Genomic DNA, 15,909 nt, shown 5'->3' with positions numbered 1-15,909 from the left:
CCGCATCCCCGCTTCCTTCACCGGCCTCGTCGGTCTCAAGCCGACGCGCGGCCGCACGCCTGTCGGTCCCGGCACCGGCCGTCAGTGGCAGGGCGCGTCCATCGACTTCGCCCTCACCCGGACCGTGCGCGACGCCGCGGCGCTCCTCGACACCCTGCAGACCATCCAGCCCGAGGCCGCGTTCCAGGTCCCCCTCGAGGAGGGCGGATTCCTGAATTCCCTGGAAGCCCCGTTTTCACGGAATAAACCCGGAAATTCCTTGAACATCGCCTTCACCCTCGAATCGCCGGTCGGCACGCCCGTCTCCGACGAAGCGAAGACAGCGGTCCTCAAAACGGTCCGCTGGCTGGAACGGGAAGGCCACCATGTCGAGGAGGCGGATCACGGTGTCGACGGCGTCGCCCTCATGCGGGACTACTACGTCATGAACAGCGGCGAAATGGCGCTCGTCACCCGCCAGTTGAGCGGGGCGGCCGGCCGCCCGCTCACGGCGGATGATATGGAAATCGAAGGCTGGCTTCTGGCGGAAGCGGGAAAGAACATATCAGCCGCCGATTATTCGGCGAGCATCGCGTCGTGGGATGCGGCCGCCGCCAATATGGCGGCGTTCCACCGGACGTACGATCTGTATGTCACCCCGGCGACCGCGCAGGCGGCGCCCAAGGTGGGCGAACTCACCCATTCCCCTGAGTCACGCCATGGTTTATTGGAAAAAATGGCGCGCGCGAAGACGAGCGCGGACGAGCAGGAGCTGATCTATGAGATGTTCCTGCCGAGCCTGACGTACACGCCGTTCACACAGCTCGCGAATCTCACGGGGCAGCCGGCGATTTCCGTGCCGGTGCATGTGACGCCGGACGGGCTGCCGCTCGGCGTCCAGCTCATGGCGAATAAGGGTGCGGAACGGCTGCTGCTGCAGACGGCGGCTGTGCTGGAGAAGTCGGAGTTGTGGGTCGGGATGAAAGGGAATCCGAATTTTTCCCTCTGACGGAAAGTTCAGGTACACTATGGGAATCAGACTGGAACTGACGGAAGAAAGGAACGCTGCTGTGAGAATTTATCTGGCCCTCACCGCTGTCATGGTGCTGTGGGGCTTCAACGTATCCATCATTAAACTGCTCGTGGAATATTTGCCGCCGGTGACGATCACCGCGTTCCGCATCATGACGGCGGGTGTCGTCGTGTTCATCATCCTCGGCTTCATGGGGCTCATCCGCCGGCCGACTCTGCGGGAGAGCGGCTTCATCGTGGCGGGCAGCCTGCTCAGTGTCGTCGCGCACCATTATTTCATCGCGCTCGGCCTGGAGCGGACGACGGCGGCGAACGGCGGGCTCATCCTCGGGCTCGGGCCGCTATTGACCGCGTTCCTCGCCATGGCGATTCTGCGCCAGACGCCGTCCGTGCTGCGGTCAATCGGGTTTCTCCTCGGCGCGGCGGGGGTATCGATTACTGTATTGACTGGGAGCGAAGGCCTCGCCGGCATGGGACTCGGCGATTTGTATGTCTTTCTGTCGATCTTGTCGCAGGCGCTCAGCTTCATCGTCATCAGCAAAGCCGCCAGGACGCTCGATCCGCGGCTTTTGACCGGCTATATGCTCATCATCGGCTCATCGATCCTGCTCCTCATCGGGCTGCGGCTCGAGCCGGGGCGGATTACCGAATTCGGGGACGCGCCATGGTTCATCTGGTTCGCGTTCATCGTGTCGGCCATCTTTGCGACGGCGGTCGGCCACATGACGTACAACCACATGATCGGCAAAGTCGGCGTGACGGAAACGGCCATCTTCCTGAACTTGAACACCTTCTTCTCGCTCGTCGGCGCCGCGGTGATTCTCGGGGAAGACCTGCTGCCGGCGCACTTCGCCGGGTTTATTTTCATCGTCACTGGTGTCCTCCTCGGCTCGGGAGCGGCGGAAGAACTCCTGCGCCGGCGCCGCCGGGCAGGCGTCAAGCACTGAAAGGGGAATCGCGGAATGGACATGTACAGGCTGATCTCATCCCATCTGAAGGAAGCGGGATACAACCCGTTCGACGGCGTGCTGCGCATCGAATTCCGCGACGGCAGCGTCTACGATTACCAGGGCGTGCCCGAACACGTCTTCCGCGGGCTCATGAGTTCCGCTTCGCACGGGCGCTACTTCGCCGAGAAAATAAAAGACCGCTACCCGTACAGGCGGGCGTTTTGAATAGGCTGCTGGAAACCGTCCCCGTTTTGGGGGCGGTTTTTGTGTGTGAGGGGGGAGGAGGTGAGAGCGGGATAAGCTGTTTCAAGACCGAGATAAGCTGCTTCAAGACCGAGATAAAGGGTGGCGAGAGCAGGATAAGCTGTTTCAAGACCGAGATAAGCGGCATCAAGACCGAGATAAAACCTGTCAAGACCGAGATAAGCGGCATCAAGACCGAGATAAAGGGTGGCGAGACCGAGATAAACGCACTCAAGACCGGGATAAGCCGCTTCAAGAACGAGACAAGGGGTTGCGAGACCGAGATAAGAGGTTTCAAGACCGAGATAAAACCTATCGAGACCGAGATAAGGGGTGGCGAGACCGAGATAAGAGGTTTCAAGACCGAGATAAGCGGCATCAAGACCGAGATAAAACCTGTCAAGACCGAGATAAGCGGCATCAAGACCGAGATAAAGGGTGGCGAGACCGAGATAAGAGGTTTCAAGACCGAGATAAAACCTATCGAGACCGAGATAAGATGCTACAAGACCGAGATAAGCCGCTCCTGACACCAAACGGATCCCCCTTCCGCACCAACCAGTCAATATTTTATTAAAACCTATGGCACTTCCGCCCGGTTCATGGAATACTGAAACTATCTACATCCGGGAGGCAATCAAAAAGATGGACCGAATCCAGCAATACATAGCAGACCACATAGAGGAAATCATTGAAGACATCAAATACATCGTCGAGGCGGATTCGCCGTCGTCCGATAAACAGCTGGCGGACCGCTGCGGCGAGCGGATCCAGGAACTGTACCGCAGACGGCTCGGCTGCACGGCCCGCGTGATCGAAGAAGAGGAATACGGCAACCACCTCCGTTTCGAGTACGGCACCGGTGATAAAAAACTGCTGCTGCTGTCGCATTTCGACACGGTGTGGAATAAAGGCGCGCTCTCGGTCCGGGAGGAGGGGAACCGCATTTACGGCCCGGGCATCCTCGACATGAAAAGCGGTCTTGTCCAGGCGGTTTGGGCGCTGAAGGCTTGTAAAGACCTCGGCATTCCGCTGAATAAAAAAATCATCCACGTCTGTACGAGTGACGAAGAAATCGGCAGCCCGTCCGCGCGCGAAGTGATCATGGAAGAAGCGAAAGGGGCCATGTGCGCGCTCGTGACGGAGCCGCCCGTGGAGAAGACCGGTGATCTGAAGACATGCCGGAAAGGCTCCGCCCGTTACTTCGTCCACATCCATGGCAAAGCGGCGCACTCCGGCAATCACCATGACGAAGGGGTGAGCGCCATCAAGGAAGCGGCGGAACAGATCATTTATTTGGAATCGCTGACGAATTATGACAAGGGGACGACAATCAACGTCGGAGCGATGGAAGGCGGCGGCAAACTGAATGTCGTGGCGGATTCCGCGACGCTCGGCGTCGACGTCCGGACCGAAACCGAGGAGGAGCAGGAGCGGATCGATCATTTGATGGAAGAGCTTGCGCCGCATTCGGAAGGCGTGAAGCTGGAAGTGGAAGGCGGCATCATGCGGCCGCCGATGCTGCGCACGGAAAGTACCGGTGAACTGTTCGAGCATGCCCGGAAGGTGGCGGAAGAACTGGGCATCCGGATCGGCGAAGCGGCGGTCGGCGGCGGAAGCGACGGCAACTTCACCGCCAGTATGGGAATTCCGACGCTCGATGGGCTCGGAGCCGCCGGCAGCGGCATGCACGCCAAAAACGAGCACATCGTGAAAGACCAGATCCCGTTCCGGACCGCGCTCCTCGGCAAACTGATCGTGTCGCTGTAACATTTGGTGCCTCATTTGGTGCCTGGCACCATTAATCATAATACTCTGTATTTTTAGAAAAACGGTGCCAGGCACCACTCGAACGCCACTTGTGCACCCTCCCAAGCTGATGGTGCCGCTATAAGTTAAGGTGGACGAAATATCCGGTAATCGTAAAAATCTTCTATACAAAAAACCTCTCTTTCTGTAGAATATAAATATTCTGACATTTAAGAGGGGGGAGGATACAAGTGGCAACTGAAGAAAAGCAAGTGAGCGAAACAGGGTACAAGCAGGAATTGAACAGGACGCTGACGTTTTGGGACCTGCTGATCTACGGACTTGTCTTCATGGTGCCGATTGCACCGTTCGGCATCTACGGAGTGGTGGCACAGGGCTCGAACGGCATGGTGGCGCTCGCCTACCTGATCGGCATGGTCGCGATGATTTTCACCGCGCTGAGTTATGCGACGATGGCGGAAGCGTTCCCGATTGCAGGATCGGTCTATTCATACGCCCAGCGAGGCATCAGCGATTCTGTCGGCTTCGTCGCCGGCTGGCTGATTTTATTGGACTATATTTTCGTACCGGCGCTGCTGTACGTGGTGAGCGCGGCGGCGCTGCATGATATCGTGCCGGAAGTGCCGCTGATCGTCTGGCTTGTTCTGTTCATCAGTATCAACACGGTCATCAACGTCATCGGGATCGAGTTCACAGCCCGGGCGAATAAGATCATCATCGTCCTCGAACTGATCGTCCTGGCGATTTTCGTCGCTGTCGGCGTCTATGCGATTACTCAAGGGGTGAATGGAGCGGAATTCACGTGGGATCCGCTGTATGACCCGGACGAGTTCAGTCTCGGGCTTGTCATGGGCGCTGTATCGATCGCCGTTTTGAGTTTCCTCGGTTTCGATGCGATCGCGACGCTCGCGGAAGAGTCGAAAGGCGGCAGGAAAGCGGTAGGAAACGCCATCATTTTCTCGCTGCTCGTCGTCGGGGTGCTGTTCATCATCCAGACGTGGGTCGCGGCGCTCATCTGGCCGGATTACACGACGTTCGAGAATGCGGATGTGGCGTTTTACCAGATCGCCGAAATTGCCGGCGGTGCCTGGCTGAAGTGGCTGACGATCATTGCAACGGCAGTTGCCTGGGGGATTGCGGACGCCCTTGTGGCGCAGGCGGCCATTTCGCGGGTGCTCTACAGCATGGCGCGTGACCGGAAATTGCCGGGTGTGCTGTCGAAAGTCCATCCGAAGTTCAAGACACCGTATATCAGTACACTCGTCGTCGCGGTCATTTCCTTGATCGTCACGTCGTTCTTCGCTTCGCGGATCGGCGCATTGGCATCGGTCATCAACTTCGGCGCGCTGTCGGCGTTCCTGCTGCTGCATTTGTCGGTCATGGTCTACTTCCTCAAAAAGAAAAAGAGCAAGAACTACTTCAAGCACCTTGTGCTGCCGCTGATCGGTTTCATCATCATCGGCTACGTTTGGATCAGCCTCGATGAATTGTCGAAGACGCTCGGCTTCATCTGGCTTGCGATCGGGTTGATCTATCTGGCGTTCCTAAAAGTGACGAAGCGGGATACAAAACTGAATCTGGAGGAATAAACCCGGGGCATGCGCATAAGCGCGTGCCTTTCGTGTGAGGCTGCTGTTGACAACGCGGCCGGTTTTCTTTATGATGAACCAAACCTTTTTGTACGGAAACGGCAGGATGCACCGGGAGCGGGGCAGCCGTGTACAGCTGAGCAGAGAATAGCCGAGAAATCGATGAATAAGAGGAGTAATGTGGATGCGCCCGATGGCAGAGAGTCAGTGGCGGGTGCGAACTGGCCGGGCTTCCGCATGAATGGACTTATGAGAGGTTCCCTGAACAATTCGGGTAGGGGAGCCCGTTTCCCTCGTTACGGGACTCGAGACGGAGCGGATGTTTCTGCTTCAGCAAGAGGTGGCACCGCGCGGTGAAGCGCCCTCTGCATGGATTTTTCCGTGCGGCGGGCGTTTTTTCATGCGCGAAATAAAGGAGATGAGCGGAGTGGAGATGGTTACACGGAAGCTGGAAGGTGACCGGCTGACGCCGGTCGCGGTGTTCCAGCGGCTGAAAGGACGCAGGAAGTTCCTGCTGGAAAGTTCGCTGAAACATACGGAAAACGGCCGGTATTCGTTCATCGGCGCGGAACCGGTGAAGAGTTTCATCGGGACGGCGTCGTCGCTGATCGAAATCGACCATGTGGACGGAATCAAACACGAGACGCCGGGGCGGCCGCTCGAGCTGCTGAAGGAGCGGGTGCCGCAGACAGCGGCCGGCTCGGAATTCCCGTTCGCCGGCGGGCTCGTCGGCTATATCGGATATGATGCCATCCGGGCATACGAACCGGTCGGCGCGACGCGGAAAGATTCGCTCGGCATGCCGCCTGTCCACCTGCACCAGTACGGGACGGCTGTCGTGTTCGATCACTTGAAACAGGATGTGACGATCGTTTCGTTCAGCGGTGAACAGGGCCTGGACAGAGCGGAAGCGGAGCTCGCGGTTCCGGAGACGGAAGCGGAGAACGGAGCGGTCCGCCCGCTTTTATTCGCATCGGAGACGGCAGGGAAGGTGTTCCGGCAGCTGGTGGATGAGGCGAAAGCGCACATCCGGCAGGGGGATGTGTTCCAGGTGGTGCTGTCGCAGCGGCTGCATGCGGCGTTCGGCGGGGATCCGTTCACGCTGTACCGGCGGCTGCGCAAGCAGAATCCGTCGCCGTATCAGTTTTATGTGGAGTTTGATGACTATACGGTGGTCGGGGCGTCGCCTGAGAGTCTGCTGTCCGTGCGGGGCGGGACGATCCGGACGAACCCGATCGCCGGCACGAGGCCGCGGGGGGCGGACGCCGACGAGGACGGTAGGCTGGCGGAGGAATTGCTGGCCGACCCGAAAGAGCGCGCGGAGCATATGATGCTCGTGGATTTGAGCCGCAACGATGTGGGACGTGTGGCGGCGCCGGGGACGGTGGCGATTCCTAAGTATATGGAAATCGAGAAGTATCAGCACGTGATGCATATCGTGTCGGAAGTGACGGGCACGCTCGCGGAAGCGATGCATCCGCTCGACGCGCTCGCTTCGTGCCTGCCGGCAGGGACGGTGTCGGGAGCGCCGAAAGTGCGGGCGATGCAGCTCATCCGGGAATTCGAGGAGGAACAGCGCGGCGTCTACGGCGGCGCGGTCGGGTATTTCGGATTCAACGGCAATCTCGATGTGGCGCTCGCCATCCGGACGTTCGTAGTAAAGGACGGCCGCGCGTATATCCAGGCGGGGGCCGGGATCGTCCATGACTCGGATCCGCAGAAAGAGTATGAAGAGACGCTGCATAAGGCGCGTTCGCTGATGGAGGTGTTCGGATGATCGTCATCATTGATCATTACGATTCGTTCACGTACAACATTTACCAGGCGGTGGCCGCGCACGGTTATGAGACGCGGGTGATCCGTTCCGACGCGTTTTCCGTCGAGGATATCGAGGCGCTGCAGCCGCAGGCGGTCGTTTTGTCGCCGGGCCCCGGGCATCCCCGGGAGTATCCGCAGTCGCTCGAATTGATCCGCGCCATCCACCACGCAACGCCGATCCTCGGCATTTGTCTCGGCCATCAGCTGCTGGCTGCGGCGTTCGGTGGACGGGTTGTGCAGGCGCCGCAGATCATGCACGGGAAAGTTTCGGTGATCCGCCATGACGGGAGCGGGGTGTTCCGCGGCCTGCCCGATCCGCTGTCCATCATGCGCTACCATTCGCTGGCAGCGGAGCGGGCGTCGCTTCCGGAGGTATTCCATATCCAGGCCTTCTCGGATGACGGAGCGGTCATGGCGTTCCGTCATCGCGACTATCCGCTCGCCGGCATCCAGTTCCATCCCGAATCGATCGGCACACCTGAAGGCGACCGGCTCGTGCTGAATTTCCTTGAGCACCGGGAGTGAACGCTGCAGTTTTTGGATCCGGTGCCTGCTCACATGACTGATTCGGTGCCTTGATTCGGTGCCTGGCACCCATTTTCTGAATCGTTATACCTATCTAAAAAATGGTGCCAGGCACTCAGTCCTGCATTATGATAGGAATAGGGACACGAAGAGAAGGGATGTCAGGTAAGTGGCTGAGTTTTTTATCGGACTTGTAATCGGATTGGCGGCAATCCAGTTGCTGCTGCTTGTTTACTTGGTTTTGTGGAAGAAAAGGACATTGGGGACGGAGAACCGCAAAGCGGCAATGCTGGAAGAACTGAAACCGGATTTCCTCACGTATCTGGAAGGCGGGGAGGAGGAGCCGGCCATGCCGGAGAATGAGAAGCTCCGGACGGCCGTGCTGGAGGGTCTGCTGTCGGAGCTGGTCGCGGATCAGAAGGATGAGCGGTTCCGCGGGAAGATCTCATCGACTGCCGAGCGGCATTTAGCCGCTGTGTATAAAAAGCGGCTGACGGCCGGAACGTGGGCGGAACGCGTCAACGCGCTTTATTTTATCGAGGATTTCCGGATCCATTCACTCCGCAGGCTGGTGTTCAGCCGGCTGGAGCAGCTGCCGGCCGATGACGAGGAGTGCCGGCAGAGCCTCCGTGTCTGCACCGCGCTGCAGGAACCGGATGTCATCGGGTTCCTCATCAGCCGCCAGGAATCCTTTTCGACAGGCCTTTTGAAAGAGCTGCTGCGGCGGTTCGATGAGCCGCTGCTGCATGAAGTAAAGCGTCGGCTGGAGGCGGATGACGGAGAAACCGAGAATTTGATGCTTGCGTTCCTGACGACGTGCGGCGAGCAGCAAAGCGCCCCGTTCTTCCTGTTTGTGGAAGGGAAACTGGCCGACCGCAGGAAAGAAGTGAGGCTGAAAGCCCTGCGGAGCCTTGTCAGCTACGGTCGGCTGTCGGATCCGGCGCTGATCGCTCCGTTCTTTTCATCTGAACATTGGGAAGAGCGCATGTACGCGGCGAAAATCACCGGCGCCTGCGGACTGGGCGGATACAGGGATGCACTGCTGTCGCTGTTTTCGGACCCCGTCTGGTGGGTCCGCTTTTCCGCTGCCGACAATGCTCTGAAGTTCGAAACCGGACCAGCGCTCCTGACCCGAATCGCTGAACAGCACGAGGATCCGTTCGCACGCGACATCGCCCGGCATATGGTTACGCGGAAAGGAGGCGATTCCGTTGCCTGATGGGTGGCTCTTAGCTTCTTTCGATGTGCTGTCCTGGCTCGTCATCGCCTATATGATCGGCGCCGGGCTCGTCTACCTCGTGCTGTTCCTGGTCGCCAGTCCGAAAATCCGGCGTGAACGGAAACTCAACCGCCATGAACAGATAGAGGAATTATCGGGGGATAACGGAACGTATCCGGTCTCTGTCCTCGTCCCCGTCTTCAACGAAGAAGCGGGGGTCCTCAGCACCGTCCGTTCGCTGCTTGCGCTGAACTATCCCGAGTTCGAAGTGGTCGTCGTCAATGACGGATCGGCCGACGGGACGGGGCGAAAGATGATCGACAGCTTCAATATGGTGCCGATCGACCTGGCGGTGCGGGAACAGTTCAAGACCGCCCCCATTGTCCGGGCATACAAATCCGAACGGCACCCGAACCTTTACCTTCTTGAAAAAGAAAATGGCGGGAAAGCCGATGCGCTGAATGCCGGCATCAACTTTTCGCACTATCCGTATTTCGCGGCGATCGATGGGGATTCAATTCTGGAGCGGGACGCGCTCCTCAAGACGATGAAGCCGATCATCGATTCAAATGGCCGCGTCACCGTGACCGGCGGGACGGTGCGCATCGCCAACGGCTGCAAAGTGGTGCAGGGAAAGGTGGAGAAAATCCGCCTGCCGAAACGGCCGCTTGAAATCATGCAGATCGTCGAGTATTTCCGTTCCTTCCTGATCGGACGGCTCGGACTCAGCCGCGTGAATATCCTCCTCATCATCTCGGGTGCGTTCGGCGTCTTTGAAAAAAACCGCGTCGTCAAAGTGGGCGGCTACCGGACCGGTACGATCGGCGAGGACATGGAACTCGTCGTGCGGATCCATCGGTCGCTGAAAGACGAAAAGTCGTCCGAGCGAATCGAATACATCCAGGATCCGGTCTGCTGGACGGAAGCGCCGAGCACCGTCGCTTCCCTGAAAGCGCAGCGCATCCGCTGGCAGCGGGGCCTTGCGGAAACTCTCTGGATCCATCGGGATATGCTGTTCAACCCGAAATACCGGGGTGTCGGAATGTTCTCGCTGCCGTACTTTCTGTTCGTCGAACTGCTGAGCGCCCTGTTCGAAACGATTGGCTACTTCATCATCATCGGCGGCCTGGTGTTTTCCATCGCCGATCCGGAAATCGCGTTCATCGTGCTGCTCGTCATGGTGCTGTACGGCTCGCTCATCTCGGCGCTCGCCGTCCTGCTCGAGGAGTGGACGTACCACAAATACCCCGACATCTCGAGCGTGATCGTCCTGTATGTATACGCCCTTTCCGAGACGTTCTGGTTCCGCATCCTCATGAACTTCTGGCGGCTCCAGGGGCTTCTTTATTCGTTCCGCAAAAAAGCGGAGTGGGGGGACATGGAACGCAAAGGTGTTTTTTCAGAGGAATAAAACAAGGGGATGCATAAAACAGAAATAAGGCTGCGCGGAACGTCTCCGGACATTCCGTGCAGCCTTTTCTTGTTTTATTTGATTTCACCGAACAGTTCCTGCAGAATGCCATACGATTTCTTCAGCCGCTCTTCCGTCTCCGGCAGATTCCACGGCTCCCACGAATAAAGGACCGGCGCGCCGGCCATCGCCTCGGCGACTTCGCCTTTTTCATCCGTCACGATCGCGGCCAGACCGATGCCGTCGATTTTCATCGAAGCGGTGATGCCATCTTCCTGGAGGTCACCGACGAATTCAAGCTGGCTCGGATCCCGGGCGTTCAGCATGAGCCACGGGATGCGCAGCTCGAGGATGCCCGTCTCTTCCGAAAAGTAGTAATCGGCGAGGGAATCGTAGTCCGGATGTTCCGGATCGCCGATGCCGAACTTCAGCACGCCGGTTTCGTACGCCTCGAACGGCACCGTTTCACCGGTATCCGGCCGGGTGTAGCGCTTATTGAGCGCGAGCCGGATCGGATGGAATCGATCCGCGATATCGCCTTCAGCCTCCGGAATCATCCTGAGCTGCTGGGCGTACTGGTAATAGAACTTGTCGTAATCCCCGGCGACTTCCAGCCGCGCTTCATCGCTGCCGTCGACCGTCAGCCGGAAATCGGCGGCAAACTCCTTGCCCGGCGCGATTTCGACCGGCACACCGGCCCCGTCACGCATGGAGAAATACAGCCGGAAATCATGGCCATCCCAGAATGCGTCACCGGCTTCCGCCAGTTCCGCTTTGATATACAAATATCGCTCATCGTGCGTCACGGACACATTCCGGAGCAGCGCCTCGCTGTCCGAAAGCACCGGCTCTGTTTCCCAGTCGTCCTCGCCGTCAACACCGATTTTATGGCGGTCGAAGCTGAGGAGGCCGAATTGCTGCTCGTTCGTCTGGGCGTTCGACCAGAACGGCCGCCGGTCAGGGTTGTCGTAATCGAGCGTGTTCCACGTGCGCTTGAACCACTCGTCCTGCCATGTGAACAGGAGGCCGCCGAGCAGATCCTCCTGCACGATATCCTCGAACAGACGGGCGGCGATTTCGCCCTGCTCCTTTTCAGACAGGAAGCCCTGGTTCCACCCGAACGGATTGCGGTGCGTCTGCCCGCGCGACGCCGGCACACCGAATTCCGCGATCAGGATCGGCATGTCGTGCGACGCATTCAAATCGTTCAAGTACCCCGCATAGTTGTTCCGTTCGCCGCGGTGGTCAATAAATTCGGTGTAGCGTTCCTCGATGTTGAGGAATTCCGGATAGTACGGATAGACGTGGTAGGATGTGAACAATCCGACTTCTTCAACGACGCCTTTCGCGTGGAGGTGATTTGGATCGACCGTCGCCATATCTTCCATATCAGCCGGTTCCGCCGGCTGTTCGAGGTTGTCGGTCGTCACCCAGTTCGTGAAGGAGTACGGCCGCATCGTGCCGTATTCGGCGATTTCGTGCTTTGCCAGGAAATCCAGCTGCTGCGCGAGCCAGATTTCCATCGGCCGGCCGTTTTCCGTATAAATGAATTCGCCGTCATAGTCAGCAAGGTCCGGGTACTTCTCGTCCATCGCGGCGACCATACCCGGATACCACTCGATGCCGATGACCCAGCCGATGACGTAGCGCGAAATGTCCGCGTCATACGTGCCGGATGCGTGTCCCGGTTCCGGCGCGATCACCGCGTTGCCGTGCACGGCGTCCGCCACTTTTTTCATTTCTTCCTGGAACGTTTCCGTGATTTCCGGTGTGAACGCGTCGATCGTTTCCTCGAGCGGCGCTTCGTCCGCCCACACCCCATGGAACACGTACAGCGGCTGTTCCGCTTCGGCGTTGTACGCGGCGAGCGCTTCATAAAACGCCGGCGGGTGCAGCGTGTACACCCGGATGGCGTTCGCGTTCAGCTCGCCGATCATGCGGAACCAGCGCAGGTACTCGTCGTAAGTAATCGCCGCTTCGCCCGGAAACGCGCCGGGTTTGCCCATGCCGATATTGACGCCTTTGATCGTAATCTCTTCCCAGCCGCCATTCCGGTAAACCGCGAAATCATCTTCAGCGATCTTCGCCGGGAATTCAATGCCCTGCACGGAAGGGAGCGGTGCCGCCGCATGTTCTGTATCAGGCGTGTCCGCTGCTGTTCGGCCCGCACTCGAAAGAATCTTCTTCATGACCGGCACATAAGTTTTCCAATAAAAGCTGTCCGTGTCTCCGGAGGTGAAGAGCGACCGGACTGCCGCGAAACCTGCTGCGGCATGGATGGGCGGCACTTCCGGGATGTCCGCGTAATCCCCCGCGAAGTAATACCTGTCAGACGTATCCCCGGTCTTTCTCACAACCGCCGGGAAATCGGCCGGAATACCGGCCGCGTCCAGTTTCGCGCTTCCGCCTTCCTGGAGGTCCCACTCATATTCGGCGAGCACGTCCGTTCCGGCAAGCGCCGTATGGATGTCGAACCAGTAGCCGTAAGCGGGGCTCGTCTCCAGACCGAACAACTCCTGTCCGGCGTCTGTGAAAGCGAGGGAAATGCCGCTTTCGCCGATGTCGCCGGCTTCTTCCGACAAAACGACGACGTCGCCTGTAAAGTCATTGATAAGTATGAACCCGGCGCCTTTGAATGCCCAGTCTCCTGTTTTATTCTCATAGCGGGTGATGGCCCAGTCCGGCACTTCCGCCGATAAGTCGCTGAAATAGCGGCCGCTCCAGCCGTCCCAGGCAAGACCGAGAAAAGCCGTCACGTCTTCCCGGACGGCACCAGCTGTAGGGGATGCGAAGGAATTGAATTCCATGATGAGGGCCGTGCCGTCGAGCGCCTGTTCCTTGATCGCCTTCCATTCGGCCGCATCGAGTCCGCCGTAAAGCTGGGAAGGCGTTTCCTTGCCGGCTTCTTTCCCGCTCGAGGCAGGTTCTTCTGCAACCACTCCATAGGTATCCGCCACATAAATCACATCCGTTCCGGCGAGCGAGGCGGGGAGGCTGCGGACAGAATAGCTTTCCGTTCCTTCATCCGGCACGAAGCCGAAATAATCGTCCGCTGTGCTGTAAGGACGGCCATCCGCCCCCGTGTACTTGAAATGGTTGAGCAGCCACGTCACGCCGTGGTGTTCCCGGTAATTCTCCGCCGGGACGGTCTTATCCAGAATGACGACTTCCAGCTCTTCTCCCGGCTGCATGAACCAGATGATGAAAGGCAGCAGCACGGCGAGCGCAATGGCCGCCACGATCCAAATCAATCGTTTCATAAAAAAGTATCCATTCCTTTATTTCATATTTTCCTGTGTTTTTTAAGAAGGAAGCCGGAAACTGAAGCGCTTTTCGTCCATGAACACGCCGGCATCGTACGTGCGCTCAATGAATTCGGCGTCACCGGTTTTATTGACCGTCAGGACAGTGGAGGACCGGGTGCCGTATTCTTCCATCTTGATGAACAGCGGGGACAGGCGGCGCTCGAGGTCGCGCCCGACACCGGTGTCCGGCAGCGCCGCATCCGCCGCGGGTTCCGCCCGCTGCATCAGCGCAAACAGTTCTTCCGGATCAACGGTGCCGCCCTTGAGCGCCTCTGCCAGCCCGGCTTTCCCCTTGACCACCTTCGGCCACGGCGTGTCGAGGAACCGGTTGCTGATGCCGTGGATCCCAGGGCTGATCTCCTGGACCCCGCCTTCGATGTTATTGAAATAAAACAAGGCGTCCGGCGTGCCGGCAATCAGGTTGAAGCCGTTGTAGGCATCCGGGTCGAGCGACCGCATGAACGCATCCGCCGGCATGTCGCTGTCCAGGAAATTCCGGACAATTTCCCCGCGCGTCCGCTTGCCGTCGGTCTCCCGCTCCGGATCCCGGAAATTGGTGAGCGCCGCAAAACGTCCCGCCTTCGTGATGCCCATCCACGTGCCTTTCTCCTTCAGGTCCCGGCCGGCCAGAATATGCGGCGCATCCTCCCAGAAGTGGGCCGCCGCCGTCGGCCGACCGTAGAACTCATCCCGGTTAGCGGCCACGACGAGTTTATAGGCCGGGTGGTTGTGGAATTGGAAATTAATAAGACACATTTGCGCGAAAGCCCCCTTTTTGACTAGTATACGCCAAACCATCATCGGAGACCGTGTTTTACTGGCGAATAAACGAAGAAATCCAGCAAACGAAAGGGTGACAGGCGATGAACGTGAAAGGCATCCATCATCTCACCGCAATTACAGGTGATGCGGAAGAGAACGTGAAATTCTATACGGAAGTGCTCGGCATGCGGCTTGTGAAAAAGACCGTGAACCAGGATGACTTGACTGCGTACCACTTGTTTTATGGAGACGAACGCGGCAATCCGGGGACGGAGCTGACCTTCTTTGATTTCGTCGGCGCCGGACCGAAACGCGAAGGTGTATCGGGGATTTCCGGCACCTCGCTGCGCGTGGCGGACGATGCGGCACTCGATTACTGGCGGGAACGGTTCGACGAATTCGGTGTGAAGCACGAACCGATCGACGAATTCGCCGGACGCAACGTCATTTTCTTCGAGGATCCGGAAGGGCAGCGGCTCGCCCTCGTGTCGGACGAACACAACCAGGGTGTCGCCGGCGGAACGCCGTGGAACAAGAGTCCGGTGCCGGTCGAGTACGGAATCCTCGGACTCGGACCCGTCAAGCTGACCGTCCGCTACACGGAGCCGACGCTGCAGGTGCTCCAGCTCATGGGCTTCCGGGAGAAATCCCGCGTGCCCGCAATCGCGGAAGGCCAGGACGACATCATCATCATGGAAGCCGGCGAAGGCGGATCGGGAGCGGAAGTGCACGTCGAACCGAACGACTTCCTGCCGGTGGAACAGCAGGGTGTCGGCGGCGTGCACCACGTCGCCTTCCGTGTGGCGGATGACGACGAACTTGCCAAATGGGCGGACGTCTTGAACCGGACGGGCCTCGCCAATTCCGGTCTGGTCGAACGGTTTTATTTCAAATCGCTGTATTTCCGCGAACCGAACGGCATCCTGTTCGAATTCGCAACCGACGGACCGGGATTCGCAACCGACGAGCCGTTCGAGACACTGGGCGAAATGCTGTCGCTGCCGCCTTACCTGGAAGATCAGCGGGCGTCTATCGAAGCGAATATCAAACCGATCGACACGAGACGGATCTAGTAGTGGAGTAGAACCCACCGGGGCGCGAGCGCCCCGGCTTTTTGGTGTGAGTGGGGGTTTTGGGGGGGCAGAGTCGAAATAGGGCGCTGCAGAGTCGAAATGTCGTGCGGCAAGAGTCGAAATAGGGCGCTGCAGAGTCGAAATGTCGGCGGTGCAGAGTCGAAATGGGGCGGTGCAGAGTCGAAATGTTGACGTGCAGAGTCGAAATGTCGTGCGGCAAGAGTCGAAATAGG

Annotated in this window: 13 protein-coding genes and 1 other annotated feature; of the genes, 11 read left to right on the top strand and 2 right to left on the bottom strand. The window is 58.6% G+C overall.

Features of this window, described 5'->3' with window-relative positions:
* The 10 genes from CCE92_RS15335 to CCE92_RS15290 all read left to right on the top strand — a co-directional run.
* Positions 1 to 988: amidase family protein (locus CCE92_RS15335; protein WP_241536080.1), on the top strand; the 988-nt coding region annotated here is incomplete at its 5' end.
* Positions 989 to 1,049: 61 nt separating this feature from the next.
* A complete protein-coding gene (locus tag CCE92_RS15330) occupies positions 1,050 to 1,958 on the top strand; it encodes a DMT family transporter (protein WP_241536079.1) in 909 nt (302 codons plus the stop codon).
* A gap of 15 nt (positions 1,959 to 1,973) precedes the next feature.
* The gene (locus CCE92_RS15325; RefSeq protein ID WP_088009503.1) at positions 1,974 to 2,186 is read left to right on the top strand and encodes a KTSC domain-containing protein; all 213 of its coding nucleotides are present in this window, start codon (positions 1,974 to 1,976) and stop codon (positions 2,184 to 2,186) included.
* A complete protein-coding gene (locus tag CCE92_RS15320; RefSeq protein WP_088009501.1) occupies positions 2,183 to 2,734 on the top strand; it encodes an AAA family ATPase in 552 nt (183 codons plus the stop codon). The genes CCE92_RS15325 and CCE92_RS15320 overlap by 4 nt, the downstream gene beginning before the upstream one ends.
* 115 nt (positions 2,735 to 2,849) lie before the next feature.
* Positions 2,850 to 3,974 carry a M20 family metallopeptidase gene (locus CCE92_RS15315; RefSeq protein ID WP_088009499.1) on the top strand — a complete coding sequence of 375 codons (1,125 nt, stop codon included), beginning with the start codon at positions 2,850 to 2,852 and terminating at the stop codon, positions 3,972 to 3,974.
* A 224-nt stretch (positions 3,975 to 4,198) separates the two neighbouring features.
* Positions 4,199 to 5,563 carry an APC family permease gene (locus tag CCE92_RS15310; protein ID WP_241536082.1) on the top strand — a complete coding sequence of 455 codons (1,365 nt, stop codon included), beginning with the start codon at positions 4,199 to 4,201 and terminating at the stop codon, positions 5,561 to 5,563.
* A 153-nt stretch (positions 5,564 to 5,716) separates the two neighbouring features.
* Positions 5,717 to 5,932 (top strand) — a binding site (T-box leader).
* A gap of 49 nt (positions 5,933 to 5,981) precedes the next feature.
* On the top strand, positions 5,982 to 7,340 hold the full coding sequence (gene trpE, locus CCE92_RS15305) for an anthranilate synthase component I (RefSeq protein ID WP_155522847.1): 1,359 nt from the start codon (positions 5,982 to 5,984) through the stop codon (positions 7,338 to 7,340).
* A complete protein-coding gene (locus tag CCE92_RS15300) occupies positions 7,337 to 7,906 on the top strand; it encodes an anthranilate synthase component II (protein WP_088009497.1) in 570 nt (189 codons plus the stop codon). The genes trpE and CCE92_RS15300 overlap by 4 nt, the downstream gene beginning before the upstream one ends.
* A gap of 169 nt (positions 7,907 to 8,075) precedes the next feature.
* Positions 8,076 to 9,125, top strand: coding sequence for a HEAT repeat domain-containing protein (locus CCE92_RS15295; RefSeq protein WP_088009495.1), 1,050 nt, complete (start codon positions 8,076 to 8,078; stop codon positions 9,123 to 9,125).
* Positions 9,126 to 9,177: 52 nt separating this feature from the next.
* Positions 9,178 to 10,536 carry a glycosyltransferase family 2 protein gene (locus CCE92_RS15290; protein ID WP_088009507.1) on the top strand — a complete coding sequence of 453 codons (1,359 nt, stop codon included), beginning with the start codon at positions 9,178 to 9,180 and terminating at the stop codon, positions 10,534 to 10,536.
* 74 nt (positions 10,537 to 10,610) lie between these two features.
* On the opposite strand, the gene CCE92_RS15285 is transcribed toward CCE92_RS15290, so the two are convergent.
* Both CCE92_RS15285 and CCE92_RS15280 read right to left on the bottom strand, forming a co-directional pair.
* A complete protein-coding gene (locus tag CCE92_RS15285) occupies positions 10,611 to 13,796 on the bottom strand; it encodes a glycoside hydrolase family 2 protein (protein WP_088009493.1) in 3,186 nt (1,061 codons plus the stop codon).
* A 42-nt stretch (positions 13,797 to 13,838) separates the two neighbouring features.
* A complete protein-coding gene (locus CCE92_RS15280; RefSeq protein WP_088009491.1) occupies positions 13,839 to 14,597 on the bottom strand; it encodes an NRDE family protein in 759 nt (252 codons plus the stop codon).
* A 107-nt stretch (positions 14,598 to 14,704) separates the two neighbouring features.
* Between CCE92_RS15280 and CCE92_RS15275 the strand changes: the two genes are divergently transcribed.
* Complete coding sequence (locus CCE92_RS15275) at positions 14,705 to 15,676, top strand: ring-cleaving dioxygenase (protein ID WP_088009489.1); 972 nt, start codon at positions 14,705 to 14,707, stop codon at positions 15,674 to 15,676.
* Positions 15,677 to 15,909: the final 233 nt, after the last annotated feature.

This window comes from Indiicoccus explosivorum, from assembly GCF_002167005.1.
Taxonomy (GTDB): domain Bacteria; phylum Bacillota; class Bacilli; order Bacillales_A; family Planococcaceae; genus Indiicoccus; species Indiicoccus explosivorum.
Note: the sequence above shows the minus strand (reverse complement) of the source record. Positions and strands in the feature narration are given on the sequence as shown.

Bases quoted from the DNA above. Each gene is read 5' to 3' on its own strand.
- CCE92_RS15325 (WP_088009503.1), top strand. From the start codon at position 1,974: ATGGACATGTACAGGCTGATCTCATCCCATCTGAAGGAAGCGGGATAC.
- CCE92_RS15315 (WP_088009499.1), top strand. From the start codon at position 2,850: ATGGACCGAATCCAGCAATACATAGCAGACCACATAGAGGAAATCATT.
- trpE (WP_155522847.1), top strand. From the start codon at position 5,982: ATGAGCGGAGTGGAGATGGTTACACGGAAGCTGGAAGGTGACCGGCTG.
- CCE92_RS15300 (WP_088009497.1), top strand. From the start codon at position 7,337: ATGATCGTCATCATTGATCATTACGATTCGTTCACGTACAACATTTAC.
- CCE92_RS15290 (WP_088009507.1), top strand. From the start codon at position 9,178: ATGATCGGCGCCGGGCTCGTCTACCTCGTGCTGTTCCTGGTCGCCAGT.
- CCE92_RS15285 (WP_088009493.1), bottom strand. From the start codon at position 13,796: ATGAAACGATTGATTTGGATCGTGGCGGCCATTGCGCTCGCCGTGCTG.
- CCE92_RS15280 (WP_088009491.1), bottom strand. From the start codon at position 14,597: ATGTGTCTTATTAATTTCCAATTCCACAACCACCCGGCCTATAAACTC.
- CCE92_RS15275 (WP_088009489.1), top strand. From the start codon at position 14,705: ATGAACGTGAAAGGCATCCATCATCTCACCGCAATTACAGGTGATGCG.